At 37.4% G+C, this 24,398-nt stretch carries 31 protein-coding genes; 16 read left to right on the forward strand and 15 right to left on the reverse strand.

All coding sequences use genetic code 11. The annotated features are described in order from the left end of the window. Positions 1-22 precede the first annotated feature (22 nt). Positions 23-1,840, forward strand: coding sequence for an oligoendopeptidase F (gene pepF, locus OK414_RS03380; RefSeq protein ID WP_013081766.1), 1,818 nt, complete (start codon positions 23-25; stop codon positions 1,838-1,840). Positions 1,841-1,871: 31 nt separating this feature from the next. Here pepF and OK414_RS03385 read toward each other — a convergent pair whose 3' ends face one another. From OK414_RS03385 to OK414_RS03405, 5 genes are all read right to left on the reverse strand, one after another. Next, positions 1,872-2,051, reverse strand: a complete 180-nt coding sequence (locus OK414_RS03385) for a hypothetical protein (protein ID WP_013055431.1) — start codon at positions 2,049-2,051, stop codon at positions 1,872-1,874. Between the two features lie 294 nt (positions 2,052-2,345). Then, a complete protein-coding gene (locus OK414_RS03390; protein ID WP_013081767.1) occupies positions 2,346-3,197 on the reverse strand; it encodes a ClpXP adapter SpxH family protein in 852 nt (283 codons plus the stop codon). A gap of 26 nt (positions 3,198-3,223) precedes the next feature. Then, positions 3,224-3,634, reverse strand: coding sequence for a globin (locus OK414_RS03395; RefSeq protein ID WP_263045732.1), 411 nt, complete (start codon positions 3,632-3,634; stop codon positions 3,224-3,226). A gap of 286 nt (positions 3,635-3,920) precedes the next feature. Continuing rightward, positions 3,921-4,610, reverse strand: a complete 690-nt coding sequence (locus tag OK414_RS03400) for a lytic transglycosylase domain-containing protein (protein ID WP_263045731.1) — start codon at positions 4,608-4,610, stop codon at positions 3,921-3,923. Between the two features lie 4 nt (positions 4,611-4,614). Continuing rightward, positions 4,615-5,205: a CYTH domain-containing protein gene (locus OK414_RS03405; protein ID WP_013081770.1), complete on the reverse strand. Its 591-nt coding sequence runs from the start codon at positions 5,203-5,205 to the stop codon at positions 4,615-4,617. Between the two features lie 216 nt (positions 5,206-5,421). On the opposite strand from OK414_RS03405, the gene OK414_RS03410 reads away from it, so the two are divergent. The 4 genes from OK414_RS03410 to OK414_RS03425 all read left to right on the forward strand — a co-directional run bounded on the left by OK414_RS03410 (position 5,422) and on the right by OK414_RS03425 (position 8,253). Beyond that, a complete protein-coding gene (locus OK414_RS03410; protein WP_034654361.1) occupies positions 5,422-5,808 on the forward strand; it encodes a hypothetical protein in 387 nt (128 codons plus the stop codon). A gap of 27 nt (positions 5,809-5,835) precedes the next feature. Beyond that, positions 5,836-6,471, forward strand: a complete 636-nt coding sequence (locus OK414_RS03415; protein ID WP_014461566.1) for a GTP pyrophosphokinase family protein — start codon at positions 5,836-5,838, stop codon at positions 6,469-6,471. A 61-nt stretch (positions 6,472-6,532) separates the two neighbouring features. Next, complete coding sequence (locus OK414_RS03420) at positions 6,533-7,330, forward strand: NAD kinase (protein WP_025749877.1); 798 nt, start codon at positions 6,533-6,535, stop codon at positions 7,328-7,330. 14 nt (positions 7,331-7,344) lie between these two features. After that, on the forward strand, positions 7,345-8,253 hold the full coding sequence (locus tag OK414_RS03425; protein ID WP_013081773.1) for an RluA family pseudouridine synthase: 909 nt from the start codon (positions 7,345-7,347) through the stop codon (positions 8,251-8,253). 18 nt (positions 8,254-8,271) lie between these two features. Here OK414_RS03425 and prpE read toward each other — a convergent pair whose 3' ends face one another. Continuing rightward, positions 8,272-9,012 carry a bis(5'-nucleosyl)-tetraphosphatase PrpE gene (gene prpE, locus OK414_RS03430; RefSeq protein WP_013081774.1) on the reverse strand — a complete coding sequence of 247 codons (741 nt, stop codon included), beginning with the start codon at positions 9,010-9,012 and terminating at the stop codon, positions 8,272-8,274. Positions 9,013-9,189: 177 nt separating this feature from the next. Here prpE and mgtE point away from each other — a divergent pair, with 177 nt between their 5' ends. The 5 genes from mgtE to OK414_RS03455 all read left to right on the forward strand — a co-directional run bounded on the left by mgtE (position 9,190) and on the right by OK414_RS03455 (position 14,031). Beyond that, positions 9,190-10,566: a magnesium transporter gene (mgtE, locus tag OK414_RS03435; RefSeq protein ID WP_013081775.1), complete on the forward strand. Its 1,377-nt coding sequence runs from the start codon at positions 9,190-9,192 to the stop codon at positions 10,564-10,566. Between the two features lie 158 nt (positions 10,567-10,724). Beyond that, positions 10,725-12,584 carry a monovalent cation:proton antiporter family protein gene (locus OK414_RS03440; protein WP_034654357.1) on the forward strand — a complete coding sequence of 620 codons (1,860 nt, stop codon included), beginning with the start codon at positions 10,725-10,727 and terminating at the stop codon, positions 12,582-12,584. Positions 12,585-12,756: 172 nt separating this feature from the next. Next, the gene (locus OK414_RS03445) at positions 12,757-12,888 is read left to right on the forward strand and encodes a hypothetical protein (protein WP_264363525.1); all 132 of its coding nucleotides are present in this window, start codon (positions 12,757-12,759) and stop codon (positions 12,886-12,888) included. Positions 12,889-13,105: 217 nt separating this feature from the next. Then, positions 13,106-13,618 (forward strand): CotO family spore coat protein, encoded by a 513-nt coding sequence (locus OK414_RS03450; RefSeq protein ID WP_034654355.1) that lies wholly within the window; start codon positions 13,106-13,108, stop codon positions 13,616-13,618. A 77-nt stretch (positions 13,619-13,695) separates the two neighbouring features. Continuing rightward, a complete protein-coding gene (locus tag OK414_RS03455; protein WP_035334808.1) occupies positions 13,696-14,031 on the forward strand; it encodes a DUF1360 domain-containing protein in 336 nt (111 codons plus the stop codon). A gap of 47 nt (positions 14,032-14,078) precedes the next feature. On the opposite strand, the gene OK414_RS03460 is transcribed toward OK414_RS03455, so the two are convergent. Together OK414_RS03460 and OK414_RS03465 are read right to left on the reverse strand one after the other, a co-directional pair. Beyond that, positions 14,079-14,912, reverse strand: a complete 834-nt coding sequence (locus OK414_RS03460) for a hypothetical protein (RefSeq protein WP_263045730.1) — start codon at positions 14,910-14,912, stop codon at positions 14,079-14,081. Positions 14,913-15,052: 140 nt separating this feature from the next. Further along, entirely contained in the window at positions 15,053-15,790 is a 738-nt protein-coding gene (locus tag OK414_RS03465) for a hypothetical protein (RefSeq protein WP_263045729.1), read from the reverse strand. Positions 15,791-16,051: 261 nt separating this feature from the next. On the opposite strand from OK414_RS03465, the gene OK414_RS03470 reads away from it, so the two are divergent. The 5 genes from OK414_RS03470 to OK414_RS03490 all read left to right on the forward strand — a co-directional run bounded on the left by OK414_RS03470 (position 16,052) and on the right by OK414_RS03490 (position 17,513). Continuing rightward, positions 16,052-16,438, forward strand: a complete 387-nt coding sequence (locus tag OK414_RS03470; protein WP_263045728.1) for a hypothetical protein — start codon at positions 16,052-16,054, stop codon at positions 16,436-16,438. Between the two features lie 68 nt (positions 16,439-16,506). Next, complete coding sequence (locus OK414_RS03475) at positions 16,507-16,671, forward strand: hypothetical protein (RefSeq protein ID WP_263045727.1); 165 nt, start codon at positions 16,507-16,509, stop codon at positions 16,669-16,671. Positions 16,672-16,732: 61 nt separating this feature from the next. Beyond that, a complete protein-coding gene (locus tag OK414_RS03480; protein ID WP_034654348.1) occupies positions 16,733-16,912 on the forward strand; it encodes a hypothetical protein in 180 nt (59 codons plus the stop codon). 87 nt (positions 16,913-16,999) lie between these two features. Continuing rightward, complete coding sequence (locus OK414_RS03485) at positions 17,000-17,122, forward strand: YjcZ family sporulation protein (RefSeq protein WP_013055448.1); 123 nt, start codon at positions 17,000-17,002, stop codon at positions 17,120-17,122. 133 nt (positions 17,123-17,255) lie between these two features. Next, a complete protein-coding gene (locus OK414_RS03490; RefSeq protein WP_013055449.1) occupies positions 17,256-17,513 on the forward strand; it encodes a stage VI sporulation protein F in 258 nt (85 codons plus the stop codon). Positions 17,514-17,560: 47 nt separating this feature from the next. Here the strand turns inward: OK414_RS03490 and OK414_RS03495 are convergent, their stop codons facing one another. From OK414_RS03495 to OK414_RS03505, 3 genes are all read right to left on the reverse strand, one after another. Then, complete coding sequence (locus tag OK414_RS03495; protein WP_252342951.1) at positions 17,561-18,349, reverse strand: M48 family metallopeptidase; 789 nt, start codon at positions 18,347-18,349, stop codon at positions 17,561-17,563. Positions 18,350-18,474: 125 nt separating this feature from the next. Beyond that, positions 18,475-18,639 carry a hypothetical protein gene (locus tag OK414_RS03500; protein WP_155276313.1) on the reverse strand — a complete coding sequence of 55 codons (165 nt, stop codon included), beginning with the start codon at positions 18,637-18,639 and terminating at the stop codon, positions 18,475-18,477. A 118-nt stretch (positions 18,640-18,757) separates the two neighbouring features. Continuing rightward, a complete protein-coding gene (locus OK414_RS03505; protein WP_034654345.1) occupies positions 18,758-21,076 on the reverse strand; it encodes an ATP-dependent helicase in 2,319 nt (772 codons plus the stop codon). 378 nt (positions 21,077-21,454) lie between these two features. On the opposite strand from OK414_RS03505, the gene OK414_RS03510 reads away from it, so the two are divergent. Further along, positions 21,455-21,706 carry a hypothetical protein gene (locus OK414_RS03510; RefSeq protein WP_034654342.1) on the forward strand — a complete coding sequence of 84 codons (252 nt, stop codon included), beginning with the start codon at positions 21,455-21,457 and terminating at the stop codon, positions 21,704-21,706. Positions 21,707-21,782: 76 nt separating this feature from the next. Here the strand turns inward: OK414_RS03510 and OK414_RS03515 are convergent, their stop codons facing one another. From OK414_RS03515 to OK414_RS03530, 4 genes are all read right to left on the reverse strand, one after another. Beyond that, complete coding sequence (locus tag OK414_RS03515) at positions 21,783-22,460, reverse strand: DUF421 domain-containing protein (RefSeq protein WP_034654339.1); 678 nt, start codon at positions 22,458-22,460, stop codon at positions 21,783-21,785. Positions 22,461-22,549: 89 nt separating this feature from the next. After that, positions 22,550-22,984 (reverse strand): GNAT family N-acetyltransferase, encoded by a 435-nt coding sequence (locus OK414_RS03520; RefSeq protein WP_034654337.1) that lies wholly within the window; start codon positions 22,982-22,984, stop codon positions 22,550-22,552. 5 nt (positions 22,985-22,989) lie between these two features. Then, entirely contained in the window at positions 22,990-23,502 is a 513-nt protein-coding gene (locus tag OK414_RS03525; RefSeq protein WP_013081786.1) for a YjcG family protein, read from the reverse strand. A gap of 82 nt (positions 23,503-23,584) precedes the next feature. Next, complete coding sequence (locus tag OK414_RS03530; protein ID WP_013055456.1) at positions 23,585-24,310, reverse strand: alpha/beta hydrolase; 726 nt, start codon at positions 24,308-24,310, stop codon at positions 23,585-23,587. Positions 24,311-24,398 lie beyond the last annotated feature (88 nt).

Below are 24,398 nucleotides of genomic sequence, written 5' to 3' on the forward strand. Positions count from 1 at the left end.
AGAAAAAGATGGAGGGATGACCATGAGTGAACAATCAAAAGTAAAAAAGTTACCAAGTAGAAGCGAGATAAAAGTAGAAGATACGTGGAAACTAGAGGATATTTTTGCTTCAGATGACGCATGGGAAAAAGAATTTGAAGAAGTAAAAGCTCTTATTCCGCAAATGGAAAAATTCAAAGGGAAACTTGGAGAGTCCGCTCAAACTTTATACGACGCTCTTCAAGAGCAAGACGAGCTCACAATGCGCGTTAGTAAACTTTATACATATGCTCATATGCGCTACGATCAAGATACCACTAACTCTTTTTATCAAGGGTTAAATGATCGAATCAAAACACTTTATACCCAAATTGCAAGTGCACTATCGTATGTAACACCAGAAATTTTGTCTATTGAAGAATCAAAAATTAAACAATACATGGCGGAACATAAAGAGCTAAAGTTATATGCTCATGCATTAGATGAAATTACTCGCGAGCGTCCGCACATTTTATCAGAAAGCGAAGAAGCGCTTCTTGCTCAGGCTTCTGAAGTGCTAGGATCTTCAAGCAACACGTTTGGAATGCTAAACAACGCAGATTTAGAATTCCCTTCCATTAAAGATGAAAATGGAGAAGAAGTAGAAATTACGCACGGGCGCTATATTCGTTTCCTAGAGAGCAGCGATCGCCGCGTACGAGAAGAAGCGTTTAAAGCGGTGTACGAAACGTACGGTAAATTTAAAAATACGTTTGCAAGTACGTTAAGCGGCACGGTGAAGAAAGATAATTTTAGCGCCCGCGTTCGTCACTATAATTCAGCTCGTCACTCAGCTCTTAGCACAAATAACATCCCAGAAGAAGTATACGATAACTTAGTTAAAACAGTGAACGATAATTTGCATTTATTGCATCGATATATTGATTTACGTAAGAAAGTATTGGGAATTGAAGAGCTTCATATGTATGATCTCTATACGCCTTTAGTAAAAGACGTAAAAATGGAAGTAACCTATGAAGAAGCAAAAGATTATATTTTAAAAGGCCTGAAACCACTAGGTGAAGACTACCTTAACGTGTTAAAAGAAGGATTTGAAAACCGTTGGGTAGACGTTCATGAGAACAAAGGCAAGCGAAGCGGTGCTTATTCTTCAGGAACGTATGGCACCAATCCTTATATCTTAATGAACTGGCAGGATAATGTAAATAACTTGTTTACACTAGCCCATGAATTTGGCCATTCTGTACACAGTTATTACACAAGAAAAACGCAGCCATATCCTTACGGAGATTATTCAATCTTTGTGGCAGAAGTAGCTTCAACGTGTAATGAAGCGCTTCTAAACGATTATTTACTAAAAACGATTGATGATGAAAAGCAGCGCTTGTACTTGCTTAACCATTATCTAGAAGGATTCCGCGGTACGGTATTCCGTCAAACAATGTTTGCTGAATTTGAGCACGATGTGCACGTGCGTGCTCAAAACGGAGAGCCGCTTACACCTGAATTATTAACAAAATTATATTATGACTTAAATAAAAAGTATTTTGGAGACAACTTAGTGATTGATGAAGAGATTGGATTAGAATGGGCTCGTATTCCGCATTTCTACTACAATTACTACGTTTATCAATATGCTACAGGGTTCAGTGCAGCAGCGGCATTAAGCAAGCAAATCCTTGAAGAAGGAAATGCAGCTGTTGAGCGCTATGTAGGTTTCTTAAAGTCAGGAAGCTCTGATTATCCAATTGAAGTGTTGAAAAAAGCAGGAGTAGACATGACAACATCTCAGCCTATTGAAGAAGCGCTAGCCGTATTTGAAGAGAAATTAACGGAAATGGAACGTTTATTAAATCAATAAAATTAAAATGAAGCAGGAGCTGTATCCTGCTTCATTTTTTAAATCCTCGAAACTTGTTGTGATTGTTAAGCAATGTAAAAATAATAAGGATAGCTAAAAATAAGAGAGGGCCTGCGATAATGAGAGGGACAAGTTGCATAAGAGATAAAATATAGAATAAAAAAGAAACCAAAAGAATAACAACCCCTAGAGTAATTCCAGCAATTTTCATAGTTAACACCTCTATTAAAAGCATAATTGGTTGTACTATATGAGTGAATCTGGCTGTTTATGAAGTTTTTTTATAAAAAAGTGAATAAAATTGAAAAAAGGGGTTGCCAAAAGTCGACATAATTTGCTATAGTATTAATCGTGAAGTTTATCACAAAACAAACATATACCCCTTTGTTTGACCGTGAAAAATTTCTCCCATCCCCTTGTTGTCTTAAGACAAACGAAAAGACTTGGCGAAAGCCAAGTCTTTTTTGTTTAGTTGATGCTTAGGATAAGCATCAACATTTAATGATTAGCAGCTCTTTTCAGTACTTCTCCAAAAGGTGCCGTATTTGACAGGAACTCTCTCAACCACTTGCTGAAGCTGAAGTTTTTTCAATTCCTTTTCAGCCTCTTCTAATGATAAACCATACACAACTGCAACTTCTTTTGAAGCAACAAATTGAAAATAGCTTAAAAATGAACGAAGAGGCGGAAGACAAGCTGGATCTGGGTCAATTTCTAACATCTCTTTAATGATGTGTACATATGTTTCGTACGAATAGTATCCTGATATCTTAATGCCTTCTTCTTCAACTTTTTCGTTGAAGAACACAAGAGTTGGAATCTCATCGACATCCATTTCCGACGTGATTTTTAAATCACATTGAAAGGCCTTCGCAGCATAATCTGAATGCAAATCTTTTACAAATTCATCAACATCTAGCCCCACATGTTTTGCACATTGTATTAAGACAGATTCTTCTGTAACATTTTGTTTTTCTAAAAATACTACTTCTTGAAGTCTTCTCAAAAAGCGAATGCCCTGTTTCTTTCCTTGCAGACCGGCCGCTTTAATCGCAATTGATGCAGCGTAAGGAGTATCGATTGGGTTTTCAAGCCACAGATTGCCGTCACATGACATACCGGAGCGGCTTCCAGTTTTCTCCCACGATTTTGCAATATGTTCAAATTTCTGCTGTGCTCCAATATTTAATTGCTGTAAGTTTCCGCCAAGCACATGCTTGAGGGATAACAGCTGACCATATTCTATTTGTAACTTCTTTAGAATAGGCTCGAGTGCCCAGCATTCCGGGCAAAGAGGGTCAACAAATACATAGATTTCAAGCGGTTTTTTATTTGAACCTTGACAAAGCTGATGCAAGGATGGGAATTGGCTATTTAGATTACTCAATGTGAAAATCCTTTCTCATCTGTCTGTTCCGGTGAATTAATCATGTGTTGGGCAGTTAAAATAAGACGATGATAAAGTTCATCTCTCTTAGGGCCTTCTAAATTAATTTCGTCCATTGCTTCATGCATACACGTCAGCCAGGCTTTGGCTCTTGACGGTGTAATTTCAAAAGGAAGATGCCTAGCTCTCAGCATAGGGTGACCATGCTCTTCAGTGTATAACGAAGGTCCTCCTAAATATTGTGTCAGAAATTGCTTTTGCTTTCGTGCTGTTTCTGTTAAATCATCAGGAAAAATTGGCGCGAGCTCAGGATGTTTTCCAACGCGTGTATAAAAAGCATCAACAAGTTTTGAAATCGTATGTTCACCGCCTAATAATTCGTAAGGGGAGTGGATTTTTTCTCTCATGTTGATAACTCCTTTGTTATAAGAAATATACGTCTTAACTCTTTGGTGTTTTTTACTTTCCTTAATTTTAGCAGTGTCATTTCGTTAACTCAAACTATCCGCTTACTTCTTCTACTGGAAAAGAGATAAAGTGGAATTTTACATAAGAAAAGTCTATGATGCTGTGGCGAATCACTAATTATGAGAAACAAAGGAATACTTTCACAAACGTTTCCTTCTATTTATATAGTGTAACCTCGACAAACTACAGCCATTCTATGTTCGAGTGGTGAATGATTTGGCTCATTTAAACAAGATAAGAAGACATAATTTTATTTACATATTTTTGCGTTTCTTGAAAAGGGGGGACTCCGCCGTATTTATCAACATTACCTGGTCCAGCATTATAGGCCGCCAATGCTAATTTCACGTTTCCGTTGTATTTATCTAACATTTGTCGAAGATATTTGGCTCCTCCAAATACATTTTGCTTGGAGTCATACGGATCTTCTACACCAAGAGCTTTAGCAGTTGCTGGCATTAGCTGCATAAGCCCAACCGCTCCTACAGAACTTTTGGCAGATGGATTAAAGTTTGATTCTTGTTTAATAACAGAACGAATAAGTTTAGGATCCAGCTGGTAGCGTGCAGCTGCTTCTGTAATTATCGTTTGTACATCCTGAGAACTGGCCTTTGCCGTTTCATTTTTTTGTGCAGGTAAGGCAGAATTTGAAGCCGCTGCCTTACCTGAGGAAGAAACAGATGGCTTGGACTGCATTTGAACCGCCGTAGATGGAAACATCTGCGCTGCCTTCAAGTAAAGATTGGTACTCATTTGAGGCTCTTGATTGACGTAGTCTTGAAAAAGCTGAGCAAATACAGAGAGTAAAGTTGTACCAAGCATCACGTTAGCTGTTGGCATCTGGTTGTTAACTGAAAATGGCTGAGTTCCAGGAAATTGAACGGAAGACATGTAATTGTTAATATTCATGCTCATGAATTTATTCTCCATCCATTAACGTATACTTTCGCTTGTAAAACCGTCGAATTTTGTTTTCCGTTGGTTTCTTTTTAATATCAAGCTCCGTAAGCAATTGCTCAAAATATTTTGCTCCTTCATTGGCATCGGTTACTTCGTATTCAAGTTCATAATCTTCAGCACCTAGATAAAAGCTATGATCGAGTACAAGTAACCCGTTTTTATATGGAATTTCTGCTCGACTTGTACACAAAGTGCCAAAATAAGTTAGCGCATGGCTATCGACTTGTAAATCAGTAATAAGCTGTTGAATTGTTGACGGAATCTTGGCGCTGCCATCTCGCAATTCTTTAGCTTGTTCATTTGTTAATGCTTCATGTGTTTCTAAAAGACCCTCTTGATGAGGCTGTTTGAGCGTGAGCACGGACTTATCTTTTTTGCTTCGAATTCGCAGGGCAGCCCCGCAGTCTTTTAATGAGAAAGCAGGTGTATCAAAATAGTGGTTTTCTTGAGAGACAAACTGATCTTCAGTTAGTTGAAAGTGTGAGCGGAGACGATCGAACTCTTCTTTCGTTACTATATTTTTAAATTCAATTTCAATTTCTTGTTTCAATGAAATCATCCTTTTAATTTAGGTCTTTTGGTAAGGCACTTTCCATCTTAATTTATCACACTTTTTGAGACAGTCAAACTACATTTCCTAACAGGAATATCCATATGGAGAACTTGGAAAATGAAGAAATACGGATTGTTTAGGTTTTACCTTTATTAAACGTTCCTGGAATGTGTTAAAATAGTAACGAATTGTATAGTTGGAAGGAGTTTATTTATGCACAATCGAATTGACATCACTACCTGTGTGATGAAATCAAATGAATTACATTTAAAAGCAGACCCTATTGAGACGGAAATTGAACAATTGGAAGATACAAAACAAATGCTTGTTGACTCAGATAACATGTCATTTGTATATGTTGTAGATATTAATGATCAATTTATGTATGTTGGCCTTAGTGATAATATTTGGGCAAATTTAAAGCACGTCTTACATAAAGATATGAAAGTATTTTTAGAAATTAATAAGAAAATAATTGAGCTATCAGCCGTTAAAGAAGAGCTATCTTATCTCATCAGTAACATCGAAGGAAATGTGAATTATGGAGACGAGATGGTAGCAAGGGTAGAGGAAGTTTTTTTAGATAAAGAAAATAAGTAATAGAGAGAAAAAAGGGGGGTGTTATTAATGATCAGGCATTGGGATTTATTTTTAGCACCGTATAAACAAGCCGTTGAAGAACTTAAGGTGAAATTAAAAGGAATTCGTTCACAATATGATATGAAATCTACGCATTCACCTATTGAATTTGTTACGGGACGAGTAAAGCCTATCGCCAGTATTTTGGATAAAGCGACTCGAAAAGGAATTTCTCTCGATCGCTTAGAGGAAGAGATGCAGGACATTGCGGGACTCCGTATGATGTGTCAATTTACGGACGATATTAAGGCGGTCGTAGAGCTTCTTCGTCAGCGAACAGACTTTGAATTGATTGAAGAAAGAGATTATATTCTTCATAAAAAAGAAAGCGGCTATCGTTCATATCATGTGGTCGTATGTTATCCTGTTCAAACAATTAAAGGTGAAAAGAAAATTTTAGTGGAAATTCAAATTCGTACACTGGCTATGAATTTTTGGGCTACAATTGAGCATTCTTTAAATTATAAGTACAGCGGGAAATTTCCTGAGAACATCAAAAAGCGACTTCAGCGTGCTTCTGAAGCAGCTACTCAGCTCGATGAAGAAATGTCTCAAATACGAGGTGAGATTCAAGAAGCTCAGGCTATTTTCTCACGAAAAAAAGAATCGGCGGAAGAATCTTAGGTATGACTCAGCAACAGCTTTGTACATTGGATGGATAGGGGGAGAGAATTAGGTGGAGAAAATAAAATTTGCTATTACATCAAAAGGCAACCAAATATCAAATACGCTTATGCAAAAAATGAAAACGTATTTATTAGATTTTCATTTAGAATATGATGAAAACCAGCCTGATATTGTAGTGTCAGTAGGAGGGGATGGAACGCTTCTCTACGCGTTTCACCGCTATCGAAACCGACTTGACAAGACGGCTTTTATTGGGGTTCATACCGGCCATTTAGGCTTTTACGCAGATTGGACACCTGATGAGATTGAGAAGCTGGTGATTGCTATTGCAAAGACACCCTATCAGACTGTAGAGTATCCACTGCTTGAAGTGATTATTCGCTACACCAACGGTGGACGCGAAGCTCGATACTTAGCTCTGAATGAATGTACGGTAAAAAGTGTAGAAGGTTCTTTAGTAATGGATGTGGAAATTAAAGGGCAGCGATTTGAGACATTCCGAGGAGACGGCCTTTGCGTATCCACTCCCTCGGGAAGTACAGCTTACAATAAATCCCTTGGAGGCGCGATTTTACATCCTTCGCTTCAAGCTATTCAAATTGCTGAAATGGCTTCTATTAACAATCGAGTGTTCCGTACGATAGGTTCTCCATTGGTTCTTCCTGGACATCATACAGCGCTGTTAAAGCCTGTCAACGACGCAGACTTTCAAATCACCATTGATCATTTAACTCTTTTACATAAAGATGTAAAGTCGATTCAATTTCGGGTAGCAAGCGAAAAAATTCGATTTGCTCGCTTTCGTGCGTTTCCTTTCTGGCAGCGTGTCAGAGACTCTTTTGTATGTGATGATTAAAGGCAGGGAAGAGAATGAAACAAGTTTTTACGTTGAGTTGGACCGTAGATCATTCTTTCGAGGGTGTAGCGGTTCGTGAATTTTTAAAAGAACATGATATTTCCAAAGCTTCTCTGACGGACATTAAGTTCAGAGGAGGAGCAATTGAAGTAAATGGAAAGCATGCAACGGTTCGATATATTCTGCAAAAAGGTGACGAAATTAAGGTGGCGTTTCCACCAGAAAAAGCAAGTGAAAGTCTTCTTCCTAAAGCTATACCTTTGGATATTGTATACGAAGATGAGTATATATTAGTGTTGAATAAGCAGCCAAACATGCCAAGTATACCTTCTCGAGAACATCTAACGTGGTCACTAAGTAATGCTGTGCTCTATTATTATGAGAAAAATAACATTAACTCGACTGTTCATCTTGTAAATAGGTTGGACCGAGACACATCTGGGCTGCTTATTGTCGCTAAGCATAGGCACGTTCATTACTTATTCTCTAAAGCACAAAAAGAACATGAAATTAAACGCGTGTACCGAGCTTTTGTTCATGGGAAGCTTGTTGGCAAAGAAACGATAGAGGCACCGATTGGCCGAAAAGAGTCAAGTATCATCGAACGGGAAGTAAGAGAAGATGGGCAGTTTGCTATTACACACTATACGGCGCTTCGTCAGTATTCTTCTTTTACAGAAGTTGCTCTTTCGCTTGAGACGGGGAGAACTCACCAAATTCGTGTTCATATGGCTTATAAAGGATATCCACTGCTTGGAGATACCTTATATGGAGGAACGAATCATCTTATTTCTCGTCAAGCTCTTCACAGCTATGAGCTCACTTTTTTTCATCCTTTTTTACAAAAAACTTTGTCTTTTACAGCACCTTTGCCGCCAGATATGCAGAAACTTCAAATCGTAAAAGAAAGTCGCTTTTTTTAATGAAAAGCGACTTTCTTTTTACACGAAGTGATTAAATTTTTCCTCTACGTAAGGCATAGATGAAGGCACCGATATAATATTCCTTTCAGGATACTGAAACGCCGTTAAAGCCCCTCCAAAAACTGCGCCTGTATCAATATTAATGGTATTATGAATTTTTCTGGCTTTTACTACGGGTGTATGCCCATACACGATAAACGGTTTTCCGTTATAATGTTTGGCCCAATCCCGTCGGACAGGCATGCCGTTTAGATGTTTTTCACCCGTAATGTCTCCGTATAGCACAAAGGTTTTTACTTTTTTATCCGTTCTGCCGATGTATTCAGCTTTAAGACCGGCGTGAGCAATAATTAATTGGTTTTGATCAAGCTGCACATATAGAGGTGATTGTTCATAAAGCTCAATGAACTTTTTTTTAATGAATTTCTGTTCTCTTGAAGGTAAAGCTTCGTACTCGGCAACGGTCGTTTCTAATCCATGAGTAATTTGCACTTTGTTACCGCAAAAGAAGCGATATAGCTTATTGCAGTGATTGCCTGGACAGTAGTAAGCTTGCTGATGCTTTATTACAAGTGACCATACGAGCTCAATCACTTTTAGTGAATGAGGTCCTCGGTCTGTTAAATCACCTACAAATCCAAGGCGCCTTCCGTCACAGTGGACAGGAATCCCGTCTTGCCACTCATACCCAAGTTTTTCTGTTAACGCTTTTAATTCATCATAGCACCCATGGATATCGCCTATTATATCTACTTTCATCTTTTATCCACATCCTTAAAAGGTTTTTCCTTTGACGATATAAAATTACCCTTATATGGAGCAAACTATGTGTAGAACTTATATATTATTGGGAAAAGAGTAAAGAGCTAGGAGTTGAAAAAAAACAAAATTCATCATAAAGTTAAATGAGTTTTGTGCGACAGGGAGGTTGAAGACATGACAGATTCAATTGAAAAAGAAGAAAAGGCATGGTTCGCCGAACATTTATTATCACTTTTAGAAAAAAATGAAATCGATGCATTTCGTGAAGAATTTTTACATATGCATACGTATGACCAAGCTCAATTTTTTGAAGAATTAGATGAGCCTTCTAGATTTGCGCTGTACGAGATGTTATCTCCGGAAGAAATGGCGGATATCTTTGAAAATGTAGAGATACGAGAAGAAGATTATCAAGAAATTCTCTCAGAGATGCATCCCAATTTTGCAGCAGACATGCTGTCGAAAATGTCGGCGGATGATGCCGTTGACGTATTAAATGAATTGGATAAAGAACAAGTGGCGAGCTATTTAACGATTATGGATGAAGAAGCAGCCGATGAAATTAAAGAGCTGCTTCATTACGAAGAATATACCGCTGGAAGTATTATGACGACTGAATTTGTGGCCATTCGTGAAAATCAAACCGTACATTCAGCCATGCACATTCTACGCAGGGAAGCTCCAGAAGCGGAAACAATTTATTATGTATTTGTTATTGATGAACAAAAGCATCTAGCAGGTGTTATTTCTCTTCGTGATTTAATTATAGCAGATGAAGATACGATGATAAGCGAAGTTATGAATGAACGAGTCGTATCCGTATCAGTAGCGGAAGACCAAGAAGAAGTTGCGCGTATTATGCGCGATTACAACTTTCTTGCGCTTCCAGTTGTTGATTTTCAGCAGCATCTTCTCGGGATTATTACGGTTGATGATGTGATGGATGTTCTTGATGAAGAGGCATCGGATGACTATTCTAAATTAGCCGGTATTAGTGATGTAGATGATACGATTGACCACAATCCTTTAGTAGCGGCCAAAAAGAGGCTGCCTTGGCTTATCATTTTGCTGTTTTTAGGAATGATGACAGCGAGTTTAATTGGACGTTTTGAAGATACGTTGAATCAAGTAGCTATTTTAGCTGTATTTATACCTTTGATTGGCGGTATGGCTGGTAATACAGGAACACAGGCACTAGCCGTTGCGGTTCGCGGACTAGCGACGGGAGAAATCGAAGAAGAAAGCAAATTTAAGCTGTTAATCAGAGAAGCAGCTACCGGAATGATTACGGGCGCATCATGTGGACTTTTAGTTGTATTAATTGTTTATATTTGGCAAGGGGATCTTATTTTAGGCGCTTTGGTAGGCGTCTCTGTATTTTCAACATTGATTGTGGCTACACTTGCAGGAGCGTTTATCCCGCTTCTCATGCACAGGTTCAAAATTGACCCTGCAGTCGCATCAGGACCATTTATTACAACGATCAATGATCTTATCAGTATTTTAATTTACTTCGGTCTAGCGACAACATTTATGAGTTATTTAAAATAATGAAGGGACGTTAGAATTCGGCATGAGTAATCATGTCGGATTTTCAGTATTAGTTCATATAGTTGACAGAGAACCTTCAAGCTTTTATGATTAACCTTTAATTTTGAATACTAACGTCTTCGTTTTATAAATAGCGAAGGTAAAAGGAGGGGGATCTAATGGAACAGCACGCGTCCTTTACATCACTTGTTATCGTCATTAGTTTGGCCTTTTTAACGCCTATACTGTTGCATCGGTTTAAACTTAACATTATACCTGTAGTCGTAGCTGAAATTATTATGGGATTAATTATAGGGAAAAGTGGTTTTGACCTTGTGGAGCAGGATATGTGGCTTGAAACACTTTCCACTCTAGGCTTTATCTTTTTGATGTTTTTAAGTGGTTTAGAAATTGATTTTTCTGCTTTTGCTGGAGGAAATTCAAAAGATAAAAAGGCTTCAGGAGCGAAGGTGCCAAATGCTTTTTCCATTTCTATACTAGTGTTTGCAGCTATCTTTGCCGTTTCACTATTTTTGTCCTATGTTTTTGTATGGACAGGTTTTATTGATAATGCCTTTTTGATGACGCTTATTATTTCTACCATTTCACTAGGAGTAGTAGTGCCGACATTAAAAGATGCACAGATTATGAAAAAGCCGATTGGACAAACCATTTTATTGATTGCGGTTATTGCGGACTTAGTCACGATGATTTTACTAGCCGTATTTGCTTCCGTCTATGATAAATCAGGAAATAGCAATACGTGGTTGATTTTAATTTTATTTGGAGTAGGAGTGATTTTATACTTCATAGGGAAGCAGTTTAAAAACCGATCGTTTCTTGAAACAATGTCTAAAGGTACAATTCAAATCGACACGCGCGCCGTATTTGCACTCATTATCATTCTGGTGGGCCTTTCGGAGTCAATTGGTGTTGAAAACATTTTAGGCGCGTTTTTAGCGGGATCACTCGTTTCTCTTCTAGCTCCTAACAAAAACTTAGTTCATAAATTAGATTCGTTTGGCTATGGATTTTTAATTCCTATCTTTTTTGTGATGGTAGGAGTGAAGCTTGATGTTTGGTCATTGTTCAGTGATAAAAAAGTGCTGATATTAATGCCTTTATTATTCATTGCATTGTTGATATCCAAGCTAGTCCCAGTGTTAATCTTAAGAAAATGGTATGATATGAAAACCGTTTTGGCATCGGGTTTTCTTTTAACATCGACTTTATCACTCGTTATTGCGGCAGCAACGGTTGGTGAAAATATTGGTGTTATTGATTCACAAATGTCCGGTGCGCTGATTTTGGTGGCGATTATTACATGTATTATTACACCTATTATCTTTAGAAAGCTGTTTCCAAAGCCAGAAATCAGTGACAGAAAGCTGAAGGTTAATATGCTCGGGGCAAATCAATTTACACTCCCGGTTATTCGAGAAATGGATCTTGATTTATATGATGTTACGATTTATCATCCTACTCAGGACAAAATTGAAAACCGTACGTCGGATTCCATTTTTAATATCGTGGACATCGATGGATATAGTAAGGAAACTTTAATGCGTATGGGGATTTTAGATGCGGATGTATTAGTCGTAACAACAGGGGAAGAAGAAAGAAATAGCGACATTGCTCTATTTGCAAAAAAATATGGTACAGAACGGGTTATTGCCCGCGTAGAAAGTCCTGTATTAGATGAAAAGATGAAAGAAAATAACATTGAAGTTTTTTCTGTGCTGTTATCTACGACTGCATTGCTAAAAGCTTTAATCGAATCGCCAAATATTTTAAATATCTTAACGAATCAAGAAACAGCACTTTATCAAATTAATATGCGTAACCCTAAATACGAGGGGATAGAGCTTCGTAAGTTCCCATTTACAGGAGATGTGATTTTTGTTCGAATCTTTAGAGGCAAAGATTCCATTGTACCTCATGGCGATACAGAGCTTGAATTTGATGATCGTTTGATTGTAACGGGGTCTCGTTCATATGTGAATGAATTGCGTATGCTTCTTGAGTATAAAATTAGATAAAGGTATCTAGGTAGGTTTAGTTTTCTATGTTATTGAATGAGAGAAAGAGGCTGGGACAAAATTATTTTAGCTGAAGTGAAAAACGAACCATTAATCAAAATATTTGATTAGTGGTTCGTTTTTTTGTTGTCTTGAAAATTAGTTTCATCTGTTTAGCTCTCTCTAGCAGTTGATGGGAGGGCAAGACGAAGACTCCTGCGGGAAAATCGGAACAGGGGAGACCCCGCAGGAGCGCAAGCGACGAGGAGGCTCATCGGCCGCCCGCGGAAAGCGAAGTCTTGCATGGAAGTCAACTGCGGTGTAATAAGCGGTTCAGCTCATGTGTCCCATTTGTGCGTCTTTAGATTGAATTAATTTCGTTATGTCTCAACCTCTTTTATTGTGTTTTCTCAAATGCTGGAAATAAAAGTACAGCGCTGCTTTTGGTGTTAAAAAGGCTACCGCAAAAAAATAAACAAGTTTTTCCGTGTTCAAGCATACATTTTTAAAAGAACGATAACAAGCAATTGGAGGTATGCTTCATGACTAACTCAAAATCTAAGTCAGAAGAAAACGAGCCGCTAATGTACATTGTCCAGCCAAACGCTACGCAAAATCAGCGTTCTATGCAATATTATTTTAGTTCAAAACAGCAAGACAATAAAGGAATAGAGAAAGAGCACGTGTTAAAAGAAGAGCCCAGCTTTTCTTCCATTCAAGAAGTCAAAGAGCCTGACGTAGAAAAAGTGGAAGAGATTAAGCAAGAAAAAGAGGAAGAGCGTTCAATTGTTCCCGTGGATATACCGCAATCAGAGACTAAAAAGCCAAATAAAATGTTTCAGTCTATGACGATTAAAGAAAAAGTTGATTTTCTATGCAGTTTCCCGCCTCATATGTCTCAGCCAATTTGTGAAATTACGTGTCAAAACCAAAAATATATAGGAACAATTTTAGAATTAAAAGAAGGAAGTTTATACGTGAGCGTTCCTCCTAATAAAGAGAAAACAGTATTGACATTTCATGATATTCAGACCATATCTATCATTAAAATTTAAGTAACTCTAAAAGCTAACAGTGAAGAAGCACGTTAGCTTTTATTTTCATAAGTTTGTGAATGCACGGAGGAATGAAAATGACATGGATTTATCTAACATTATTTGTCTTTGCAACATTTCGACTTACTCGTCTAATTGTTTTTGATAAAATCACAGCGTTTATTCGTAAACCGTTTCATAAAATTGTAGAAGATCAAGATGAACAAGGAAATACGGTAACTTATCTAGAGATAAAAGGGAAAGGACTGCAAAAGTGGATTGGAGAGCTGCTCAGCTGTTATTGGTGTACGGGCATATGGTGTGCGGTAGGGATTTATTTTAGTTATGTAGCGTTCCCGCATATTGCTATTCCTATCATTACAATCTTAGCTATTGCAGGATGTGCAGGAATTATAGAATCATTTATGAAATAAATGGACGAGTTAAAAGACATATTGAACATCAATATGTCTTTTAATAATTAAGGGAAATTTAGCACTACTTTATTAAAAAAAGGGATGCCTTCTTGCCACTCTTCGCTATAAAAAAAGCCTTCTAGAATAAATGAAGTCGTATCGGAGGACAGCGGAATGACTACTTGAAAAGAGTCAAATAGTAATTTGTCTTTTGGCTTTAATACATTTTGCTTAATAGGTTTGATCCAATATTCACCGTCATTTTGAATTTTTTCGTTCCATTTTGGATGAGCATAGCGCCATTCTAAAGAAGAAGAGGGGATACTGGAAACTTCAATGTCTTTTTCATCAATGATCTTCCCGCTTAATATAGCCGAAGCAGTGGGTTTCATTTTTAAGCAAAGCACCGGAGAGCGTAAAGTACTGCTCGTTTGATTTTGAATAATTACGTTGCCGAATATCATCAGCTCGCTTTCACCTTGTTCCGGCAGTAGTATAGAATGTTGAAAGAAACAGAGGATATCACTCTTTTCGAACCTTTCCACAGGTTTTTCCACAATTTTTTCGATTACTTTTTCCACAATCTTTTCTTCAATAACGGGCTGTTTTCTCGAGGCTTTTTCCCGAAATGCTTCTGCAATAATTTTTTGTTCAGAAAGCTCATTTCTCAGTAAATCCAGCTCTTTTTCTAATCCTTCAATTTCTACTTCTCTTTCAGATGTAGAAAGCGTCTCAGCATGCTTTTTCTTCCAAAACGATGTATTTTCTTTTTCTCGCTCTAAAGCTCGTTCATAGCTTTTTAATTGGTTTTGTACGTGCCGAATTTCCGATTTATAGTGAATGAGCTTTTGTTTTAATTGAGTTAAATCATCTTTAGGGGAAGGGGAGTTACGACTCATCTAGTAGTCTCCTTTCCTGCTGAGCTATGAATTAAGTTTGTAAACCTGAGCTGCCCACAGCAGTTTTATTTATATGTATGCACAAAGCTTGTAAACGATGAAAAAAGAGGAGAAATATTCTCCTCTGGCTTTTTATCTCGTTAATCAAAGTCGTGAAGGTCGAAGTCTGAGTCTACGTCGTCTCCATCAAAATCATCGTGATGTGGCTTTCCAGGAAAAATAGCATCACATTGAGGTGGATATTCAATAGGTGAGCAGCTGCTTGTGGAAATGATTTCAGGGCGAGGATAGCAGAAGCTTCCCTCTACTTCAACTTTTACATCTTTTTCAATTTGGACACTTAGGCACAATACAAGATCAAAACTTAGTTGCTGTAAGTGACAATCTGATAATCTGAGAGAACCATCAGTTCCTTCAAAAGATTCAAGGTGTACAACAGGTTCTGTTCCTTCCGGAGCGCATAAATAGAATGTCTGATGTATTTTCCAAGGAATAACGCTAGATTCAACCTCATCGTGTTTGTGATGTCCACTCAATTCAATTAACTTAACTCGGTAAAAGCCGCTAATTGATAATTTTACTTCATGAAGAACAACAACTTCTCCATCTGGTAACACAATTTTTTTAGGTCTGCGACCACCGTGTGGCACAAGCTCAATCACGTTATCAAGTGCGTCTTCATCTGAAGGATCTACAGGGTGACCTTCACTATCTGTTAAAACAATTTCCACTTCTACGTCATGGCCCAAATCTTTAAGTGCTTCTTCTTTAAATAATGAAGTGTCATTCGTAAAGATTTGTGGTAAAACAACTTGACGTCTAACCCAGTCGTACACTTTAGGCACGCGGATACATAATGATTCAAAAAGTTCTGCCATTTTTAAACCTCCTAATTGTAATTGTCCTTCCTTTACGCTTTTTATTACTAGGTATCGGACTACTATAGTGTATGAATGACCTGCTTTTATGTTCCTTAGTAAAAGCGGAATTTATCGGAATAAATTCTAGTTGGAGCGAGCATAAAAAATGAAGGAAATAATAAACTCAATTACAGCATATTCATGTTAATAAAAAGTGTTATTCATCTTTAACTGATTTTTTAGAAGCTGTGGGTTATTTATAATGGAGGAGTGAAGGGCATGAGTGAGGAAAAAACGAAAAAATATATTGCTTCATTGAAGTCGGAGTTGGCTTTTTATAAAGAAGAATATCAAAAATTCAAGCATCAAGAATTTGAATATGAAGATATTAAGGAAGAGTTAGTGGAATTACAGCAAAAGCATGAAGAAGAAAAAAGGAAACTAGAGGAAAAAATAGATTGGCTTAAAGCATGTGTTAATGAACAAAAATCAAAAACCGAACAGTCCATTGTACAGTACAATCATCAAGCTCAAGGCACCATTCAAGAACTGCAAAATCGGCTGCGTGAAGTGACAGAACAAAAGGGAGGAGAAAGGCCAAGAGTAAGGAAACCAAAAAACAGCACGGATTTATTTTTGTCCCTGCAGCGCAAAATGGACAAATAAGATAGAACGTCTTTCTTTAGTCCTGAATATAATGTTATAGATAGGATGCTGTGAAAAGGAGGGAAAACATGATGTATTATAATTATAATCAATACCCTCAGCCCCTGCCTTATCATCCACAACCAATGACAAAACAATCGGTAAAGAAAGGGCAGTCTATTCCTAAGCCAGTCCAGTACCCTTCTCCAAAACAAGGTGGTTGCGGCTGTGGTTCAAAGTTACCAAAGCGATAAGCAATAGAAGCATTGTCACTCGGACAATGCTTTTTTACATAGAGTGTAGAGAGGTGTAGAGATGCCGGATTTTTTCAATGAATTTGAACGTTTTTTTGAACAGCATATGATGGGAGAACATCGAAAGAGAATGAAAGAAGTAGAAAAAGAAGAAAAGCAGATGGAACAGCAAGAGAGGAAACTGCAGCAAAATGTAAAAAGACTTGATGAGCAAGATGCTGAAGATCCGTTTGGACAATGAAATTTAATGTACACAGTTGAAAAGCCCATACAAAATCATTTGAGTGAACATACAGTATAGAGAGTAAAACAGAGGGGGTGTAATATTATGGGCTGCGGATTTGGCTACGGTGGTTGTGGTTACGGTGGTGGCTACGGCGGTGGTTTTGCGTTAATCGTTGTATTATTCATTCTATTAATTATTGTTGGTTGTGTTTGTTTTTACAATTAATCCCTTCTATGAATAAGGCACCGAAAAGTGCGGGTGAAGTTTCACTCGCACTTTATTTTTTTATTAAATGTAAAGGGCACCATCTAGGCACATGGTGCATACGATGAAGTATAAATAAAGGAGGTCATGCAAAATGGATAATAATATGTTTAAAAATATAGAAAAGAAAACAGGCGTTAATATGAAGGATATTTTTGAACTTGCGAATTCTGTACAAAATGCTAATTTTAAAGATGAGCAAACGGTGCGTAATATTGTGAAGCGAGTAGCACAAATTGCGAATAAGCCAATTTCAAAACAAAAAGAAGAACAAATTGTTAAGGCGATTGCAAACAATAATCAATCCATTGATTTTGCGACCATCGCTAAAATGCTAAATGAGAAAAAATAATTTAATGCTTTTATATAAAGCCCTGACGTGTCAGGGCTTTTTTCTATTTATGCAATTTCATTTGTTTGAAATGCGTTAGAATCAAGATCAAACAGTTCCGGATGCTGTGCTAAGTAATTAATTTCTTTAATACGATGAGCGAGAGGGGGATGAGTTGAAGTAGCTTGAGTCAACCACATAAAAAAACCTTTTTCCTGTGAGTGCGTATGAACAAATTCCTTCTGATTTACTTTTTTATTTAGACAATGGCCAACCGCAAGTATAGTGAGTGCTTGAGTTGCAGCTTTTGCATCACCAATCGCAACGGAAGCTATGCGATCACACGTATATTCACAGGCCCTAGAGTAAGCTTTTCCTAAAAAAGGAACCCAAAGAGCAGGTAGAATAAGTGAGTGGTAGAGTGTATGCTTACGTTTGATATGAACTAATTCGTGGGCAATAATAAAAGAAAGTTCTTTTTCTTGATTATCTTCAATCATTTCAACAATGTCGGAGTATAAAACGACAAAGTGACGTCCAAAAAAACGTGTAGCAAACGCGTTTAACAAGCCGCCTGATTGAACAATATAAATATCGGGCAGCTCTAAATCCAGCTCTGAAGATAAATGTTTTGCCTGATGATAAGTGTGCGGGAACTGCTTCTCTGTCAATCTAACTCCATTATTGCGAATTTGAGCAATAGAGAAACCGTGGAGTATAAATGTAATTAAAAAACCGATTACAAGATAAATAATACCAACGAGTGAAATAATTAAAAAGAAATAGGTTAATAAGCTAATAACCATACACAGAATGAAAAAAATCTTTTCATTTTCATGAATAAGCTTTGCGTTCAATAATGGAGCCCCCTAAAATATAGTAGTACAGTACATAACGTAGTGTAACGCATCCACTTATGAATATCTACCTCTTAGTGGAATATTTGGTTAATAATAGATGATGAGAATATTAGTTATGGACGCTAGCATGAAGTAAGAAAAAGAGGTTGAAACATAACTACAGGAATCAAATTTAAAGACAAGCAATCTGGATTGCTTGCTCGACCGCTGTTGCTTGCCGTGCAAGACTTCGCTTTCCGCGGGCGGCCGATGAGCCCGCAGGAGTCTTCGCCTTGTCCTCCAACCAACAGCTAGAAGCACCTGCGTTCACCATGATTATAAAAAACACGAACTATTTATCCGTTTATGATAGATAGTTCGTGTTGCAATTTAATGAAACTACTTTTGTCCCAGCCTGTTTTTCCTTTACACTTTTTTTATAAACGACTTCAGGAATCTTGAAGGATAAGCGGTTTTACCTCTTCTAGTTTGCGGAACAGATAAGTAAAGTGAATTCTGTGCACGCGTCATGGCTACATATAAAAGGCGGCGTTCTTCTTGAAGCGGCACATCATCTCCGCCTCGATAAGCTTCGAGTGCATAATCATGAGGCAATCCGCCATCTACGCTGCTCAGTACGTATACATGCTTATATTCAAGACCCTTTGCTCGATGAATTGTGGTTAGCTGAATACTTTCATTAAATTGCTTGCTTAAAGCTTTCATCTCTGTGTTCATGGCAATCATATGATCCACATGCTCTAACAGTTCAGGTACGGTTTTAAATTTACGTGCTACAACTTTTAAATCCCGCACGTCATCCGAACCTTTTTCCATCATATTTCCTTCATTTCCGCGTTTTTTGACAAAATCGTCGAATCCCATATCTTTAGAAATCGTCTCAAGTGCCAAAGAAGGAGACATTGATTTTAGCGACTTGAATAAAGGAATTACTTTCTTGAGCTTTTTTTGCTGAAATGGTTTTAAATCTTGAAGATATTCAAGCGCATCAATAAATGTACCATCATGAAGAATACTTGCTGCTTTTAAGTCGTTGACTGCTGTTTTCTTTAAAAAGAGTGCGTTTACTAAATCTTGCAGCGAACTTGCGTCATTTGGATTCACGCTCAAACGTAGAAATGAAAGTAAACTTCGAACCATTCGTCTTTTATAAAACGAATCTGCATCTTGTTCGATTGAAAATGGCAGGTTTGACTGCGATAAACGTTCAAAGATGGCGCGTGAAGAAGCGTGAGTTCGGTACAAGACCGCGAAGTCAGTTGGAGAAGCTCCTTGCTTAATCTTTTCTTTCATATCCGTTACAATCATTGTTGCTTCTTCTTCCTCGTCATATGGAAAGAAGAAGGTAGGTCGCAACTCATTATCAAACTGGGCAGCCATTTCTTTTTGTCGGCGCGCTGTATTTCGTGCAATGACTTTATTCGCGGAAGAAACGATGGCATGAGCTGAACGATAATTTTGGTTTAACGTAATAACAGTTGTATTAGCAAAATCTTTTTCAAAGTTTAAAATGAACGAAGGGTCGCTTCCGCGGAAAGCGTAAATTGATTGATCATCATCTCCTACGACACACAAGTTTTTAGAGCCTTCACTTAGCATTTTCATAATTTTATATTGAACTTTATTGATATCTTGAAATTCGTCAATTAAAAAATAGCGAAACCTTTTTTGATAACGAGTTAGTAAATCGGGATTTTGTTTTAGCATTTCATAACATCCATACAGCATGTCATCAAAATCGAATAGCTGTTTTTGCTTTTTGACTTCTTCATAACGACGATATAAAAAGTGCACATCTTGTTCCCATTTGTCCTTTGGGCGAACATCTTTCACGCCAACAAGCGTGTTTTTCCAATAGCCGATTTGCTGAAGGGCCTGATCAAAGGGAAAATCTTTTTCATCCACGTGGAGCTCTCTTGCTGCTTCTTTCACAATCTGTTCTTTTTGCCAATCCCATTTTAGAAGGCGGTCCATTTGCCACGCTTGAGGATTATGATGAACAATCATACGTAAGAAAATGCTGTGAAAAGTTCCAACTAGCATTTGACGAAGATGTAAGCCGGACATCTTTGGGTATGTAGCCAATCGTTCTTTCATTTCTTTAGCTGATTTAGCCGTGAAAGTCACCAGCATAATGGATTTTGGATCAATTTGTTTTTCTTGTATCATATATGCGGTGCGAGCTGTTAATACACGCGTTTTTCCGCTGCCTGCACCGGCTAGAATAAGGAGCGGTCCTTCTGAATGTGTAACAGCTTTCCATTGGTTCGAATCTAATTCAATACCGCTCTCTTTAAATTCATTTAAATAAGGAGAGTCAGAGTGTTTAGGAACAGCTGGTTTTAAGCGAAAAGCAGGAACACTTGAAAAAGGTGCGGAAGACCTCCATGTCGCTTTCTCTTTTACAGTTGAACTTTTCTCACCAATAGCTCGTCCTTTAGGAATACGAAATCCATTGGTTTCTCTGTATTCAGCCGGAGTTTCTTTTATTTGTTGCACAGCTATTGTTTCTGATAGTATGTCTGAACACTCTTCTCTTTCATGGGGAACTTGAGCATGATAAAAGTAAGGAGAATGCTCAATCCCCAGATATAATTTAACTGGTTCTCCGCAGTGAGCACACGTTATTTCTCCTCGGAGACTAGCTTCATATAAATATTGAAATCGGTCTCTAGCCGTTATAGCAAGATTAAGTATCTGATTTTGATAAAGTGCACGTTGCAAAAAACATGGCCTCCTTTTTAAAACATGAATAATCAATAGTAAATAAGAGGGAGTTAAAGCAAGAAGCCGCTCTCGTTCTACATCGATATAGATGTGTGTATACGCACAGTTTTTGTTTTATAGTCAAAGTCTATCATATCAAAATCACCTTTTTTTAAAAAGAGCACGGATATTTTTGGAGGGATAGGATGTAAAAAAGGGTATATATTGAATAAGACATCACATATGTTCAAAAAAGGCGGTATAGATACAAGGTGCCATCTGTTTTGAACAAGTCTAAAGTAGAGGATTTAAGTAAGCTGTTTCAATGTCGATACTTCTTGAGAAAAATACTGAGGTCTGGGAGTAGAAGGTATCTTGAAAAAGAGGAGGGTTCATATGGGATATATACTGCCCGTCACGCCTTATCAATCTATTCAATATGCAAATCGCCTTCAAAAAAATAATGCTTCTTTTTCAAATCGTATTTGGTCTATTGAGAAAAAAAGCTTTGACGAAGAGTTTGATTCGCGTTCTCACTTACTGGAATTGACGCCAAGTTCAGTACAAAAGCGAAAAAAGCTTCAAGCAGCAGAGCGTGTATACAGCAAGCTAACAAATAAGGGCCTAGTGATTAATACACGTGTCTAATACAAAAAATCGTGAACGCAGCAGAATGAATGCGCTCACGATTTTTTAACAAAGTAATGAACAAGTAAAAAACATCTTAGTAAGATTCAATAAAAAGAGTACTGCCCTGCTGCCATTCAGCATAAAGCACCTGTTTATAATCGGTAAATCCCTGTTTTTTCAACTGTGTCTTTAACCAGTCTTCATCAAAGCCTGACTGAAGCAAGTTTTTCAAAAGCAAACGTCCATCACTGACGAAGGCGATAGATAAAACGGGTTCAGAAGGAGGCAGCTGTAGATCGCTTCTTGTCGGCTTAGCATAATCAGATTTTGGCAATACGCTTAGTGATCCATCTGTTTCTAAAATCGCATATTCAACTTCCCGAATGGAAAATATGTCTTTTGAACGAAGCATATGAAGAAGCTGATCGATATCCAATCGATTTTTGCTAAGTTCTTTGTACGAAATTTTCCCTTTTCGAATAATAATAGAGGGCCGTCCTTCTAAAAACAAACGCAGGCGAATATTTTTTTGAGTAATAACTTCGGTGACATAAATAAGCGCTCCCCAAAAGATAACAGCAAATAAAATTTTGCCTATTCCTACTTCTGAGTCATATAGCGCATTTCCTACTAACTCTCCTAATACAAGAGCAGAGATAAAATCAAAAGTGGTAAGCTGAGTGATCGTCGCTCTGCCTAAAAATTTAGTTAAAATAAACAGGCAGATAAATCCGATAAAGAGTTCTAATGCAATTCCGATAAGTTCATCCATATTTTCACCTAATTCACATGATTAGGTATTAGTATAAGCAAAGCAAAGGTTCTTATCCTTTAAAAAAGCAAAAACACCAGGTTCAATTCCTAGTGTTTTTTACTTAGTTTCTTTACCATCTCTACATGTGGAATTCCAGCATCCATAAATTCACCTGAAACCGTTACGTAGCCTAGCTTTTTATAAAATCCTTCCGCATGCGTTTGAGCATGCAGCTTAATCTTTTCAATCTCATGCTCTGCTGCGAGCTCTTCTAACTTATCCATCAAAAGCTTTCCTACACCGTCTTTTCGATAAGAAGAAAGAACGCAGATTCGTTCTGCTTTTCCATAGTCCTCTACAATACGGAAGCGTCCTGCCCCAATTGGTGCAGTTCCTTTGTATACAACTAAATGCAGGGCTTCGGAATCGTATTCATCGATTTCTTGCTCCACATCAACCTGCTGTTCTTCTACAAATACTTTTTGACGTACGAAGTAAGCATCAGAGTGATCTTGTTTGTTCGTTAGTACTTTGATGTTCACGTATCTTATCCCTTTCCAAGACGAAATGTTTCAAACACAGTCCATGTTTCATTTTCAAGCTGGTACATTAAGTGAAAGCGATCCACTGTTTCTTCATGAGCGACATCTACAAGCTTCAACTGGCTATACACATCTAAGTGCTCATCATCTGAAAGGCGTTGACCAATTGTAATATGGGGAATAAATGAATATTCAGTTGGCTGTTCGAGATTGCCTTCATGAAGTTTATTGTAAAGTGACGTCAGTTCTTGCTTTTGTTCCACTTTTAAGTAAATAACGTTATTAGCTGGTGAAAATGAGCTTACTTTCGTTACATTTAATGTAAATGGATTTGTTTCTTCGGCAATTTTACGCAAGTTAGCCGCAATTTCATCAATTTGGTCTTCTGTAGCTTCAAAGACTTCTTTTAATGTAAGATGAGGCGGAATTAATGAATAGTGAGAATCATAGCGCTTTCGATAAGAATTCGCTACATCTTGCAATTTTTTAGATGGAAAAAGTACAACGCCAAATTTCATAAAAAATCCCTCCAAAGTAAGATCATAAAATATGTATAAAGCGAGCTTATTATAACAAATTTTCAAAAAATATGATATCTTTCTACTTCAACATATATTGAAGCGACCGCTTTACATCTTTTTGCCAGTATTTCCACGTATGATTTCCATTAAATTCTTCGTAGAAAACAGAATATCCACGCTGCTTCATTTGTTCGTGCAACAGGCGGTTAGGTTCAATAAAATTCAATATACCATCTTGTGTTGTTTTGACAGCCGTTTCTTCAGTTCCAATAACATGATACAAATCCAGAAGTGAAGGAGAAGCAAATGAGTTGACCGTTTGTAATACAGCATCGTTCACGAAAGGAGAATGCATAATTACTTTCCCGAACGTGTGAGGATACGCAATGGCCGTCAGCAGTGAAACTGTAGCAGCAAGCGAATCACCAATTAGAACACGTGATTTTCCCATTTGATATGTAGGATATGTTTTATCCAAAAATGGCACAAGTTCATGTGCTAAAAAGCGAATGTAAGCATCTACTTGATTTCCTTCTGGATGATACTTATCGCGTCTGTCTTCCACGCTTTTATATGGAATTCCAACAAAAATAGTACGATCGATTTCCGACTCGTTCATTAAATCATCAATTAAACGAGGTGTCCGTCCGTACATAACATAATCTTTTCCGTCTTGGGCAATAAGTAAGGAATACTTATAGAGCGTAGAATAGTTTGACGGCAAATAGACTAGTAACGTGACATCTTCTTGCAGTGCGTCACTATAAAAAGAAATTTCTTCTAACTTCCGCTTACTTTCTGACATGAATAATCGACTCCTATGCATTTGAATGAAAGCGTTACCTTTATTGTAACACATTTTCTAATAACCGTTCTTTATTTTATTGTAACGA

The sequence above is a fragment of the Priestia sp. JV24 genome (genome assembly GCF_025910025.1).
GTDB classification, from domain to species: domain Bacteria; phylum Bacillota; class Bacilli; order Bacillales; family Bacillaceae_H; genus Priestia; species Priestia megaterium.

Excerpts from the sequence above, each read along its gene's own strand:
- pepF (WP_013081766.1), top strand. The coding sequence starts at position 23 with ATGAGTGAACAATCAAAAGTAAAAAAGTTACCAAGTAGAAGCGAGATA.
- OK414_RS03385 (WP_013055431.1), bottom strand. The coding sequence starts at position 2,051 with ATGAAAATTGCTGGAATTACTCTAGGGGTTGTTATTCTTTTGGTTTCT.
- OK414_RS03395 (WP_263045732.1), bottom strand. The coding sequence starts at position 3,634 with ATGAGAGAAAAAATCCACTCCCCTTACGAATTATTAGGCGGTGAACAT.
- OK414_RS03400 (WP_263045731.1), bottom strand. The coding sequence starts at position 4,610 with ATGAGCATGAATATTAACAATTACATGTCTTCCGTTCAATTTCCTGGA.
- OK414_RS03410 (WP_034654361.1), top strand. The coding sequence starts at position 5,422 with ATGCACAATCGAATTGACATCACTACCTGTGTGATGAAATCAAATGAA.
- OK414_RS03415 (WP_014461566.1), top strand. The coding sequence starts at position 5,836 with ATGATCAGGCATTGGGATTTATTTTTAGCACCGTATAAACAAGCCGTT.
- OK414_RS03425 (WP_013081773.1), top strand. The coding sequence starts at position 7,345 with ATGAAACAAGTTTTTACGTTGAGTTGGACCGTAGATCATTCTTTCGAG.
- prpE (WP_013081774.1), bottom strand. The coding sequence starts at position 9,012 with ATGAAAGTAGATATAATAGGCGATATCCATGGGTGCTATGATGAATTA.
- mgtE (WP_013081775.1), top strand. The coding sequence starts at position 9,190 with ATGACAGATTCAATTGAAAAAGAAGAAAAGGCATGGTTCGCCGAACAT.
- OK414_RS03440 (WP_034654357.1), top strand. The coding sequence starts at position 10,725 with ATGGAACAGCACGCGTCCTTTACATCACTTGTTATCGTCATTAGTTTG.
- OK414_RS03445 (WP_264363525.1), top strand. The coding sequence starts at position 12,757 with ATGGGAGGGCAAGACGAAGACTCCTGCGGGAAAATCGGAACAGGGGAG.
- OK414_RS03450 (WP_034654355.1), top strand. The coding sequence starts at position 13,106 with ATGACTAACTCAAAATCTAAGTCAGAAGAAAACGAGCCGCTAATGTAC.
- OK414_RS03455 (WP_035334808.1), top strand. The coding sequence starts at position 13,696 with ATGACATGGATTTATCTAACATTATTTGTCTTTGCAACATTTCGACTT.
- OK414_RS03460 (WP_263045730.1), bottom strand. The coding sequence starts at position 14,912 with ATGAGTCGTAACTCCCCTTCCCCTAAAGATGATTTAACTCAATTAAAA.
- OK414_RS03465 (WP_263045729.1), bottom strand. The coding sequence starts at position 15,790 with ATGGCAGAACTTTTTGAATCATTATGTATCCGCGTGCCTAAAGTGTAC.
- OK414_RS03470 (WP_263045728.1), top strand. The coding sequence starts at position 16,052 with ATGAGTGAGGAAAAAACGAAAAAATATATTGCTTCATTGAAGTCGGAG.
- OK414_RS03475 (WP_263045727.1), top strand. The coding sequence starts at position 16,507 with ATGATGTATTATAATTATAATCAATACCCTCAGCCCCTGCCTTATCAT.
- OK414_RS03480 (WP_034654348.1), top strand. The coding sequence starts at position 16,733 with ATGCCGGATTTTTTCAATGAATTTGAACGTTTTTTTGAACAGCATATG.
- OK414_RS03485 (WP_013055448.1), top strand. The coding sequence starts at position 17,000 with ATGGGCTGCGGATTTGGCTACGGTGGTTGTGGTTACGGTGGTGGCTAC.
- OK414_RS03490 (WP_013055449.1), top strand. The coding sequence starts at position 17,256 with ATGGATAATAATATGTTTAAAAATATAGAAAAGAAAACAGGCGTTAAT.
- OK414_RS03510 (WP_034654342.1), top strand. The coding sequence starts at position 21,455 with ATGGGATATATACTGCCCGTCACGCCTTATCAATCTATTCAATATGCA.
- OK414_RS03515 (WP_034654339.1), bottom strand. The coding sequence starts at position 22,460 with ATGGATGAACTTATCGGAATTGCATTAGAACTCTTTATCGGATTTATC.
- OK414_RS03525 (WP_013081786.1), bottom strand. The coding sequence starts at position 23,502 with ATGAAATTTGGCGTTGTACTTTTTCCATCTAAAAAATTGCAAGATGTA.
- OK414_RS03530 (WP_013055456.1), bottom strand. The coding sequence starts at position 24,310 with ATGTCAGAAAGTAAGCGGAAGTTAGAAGAAATTTCTTTTTATAGTGAC.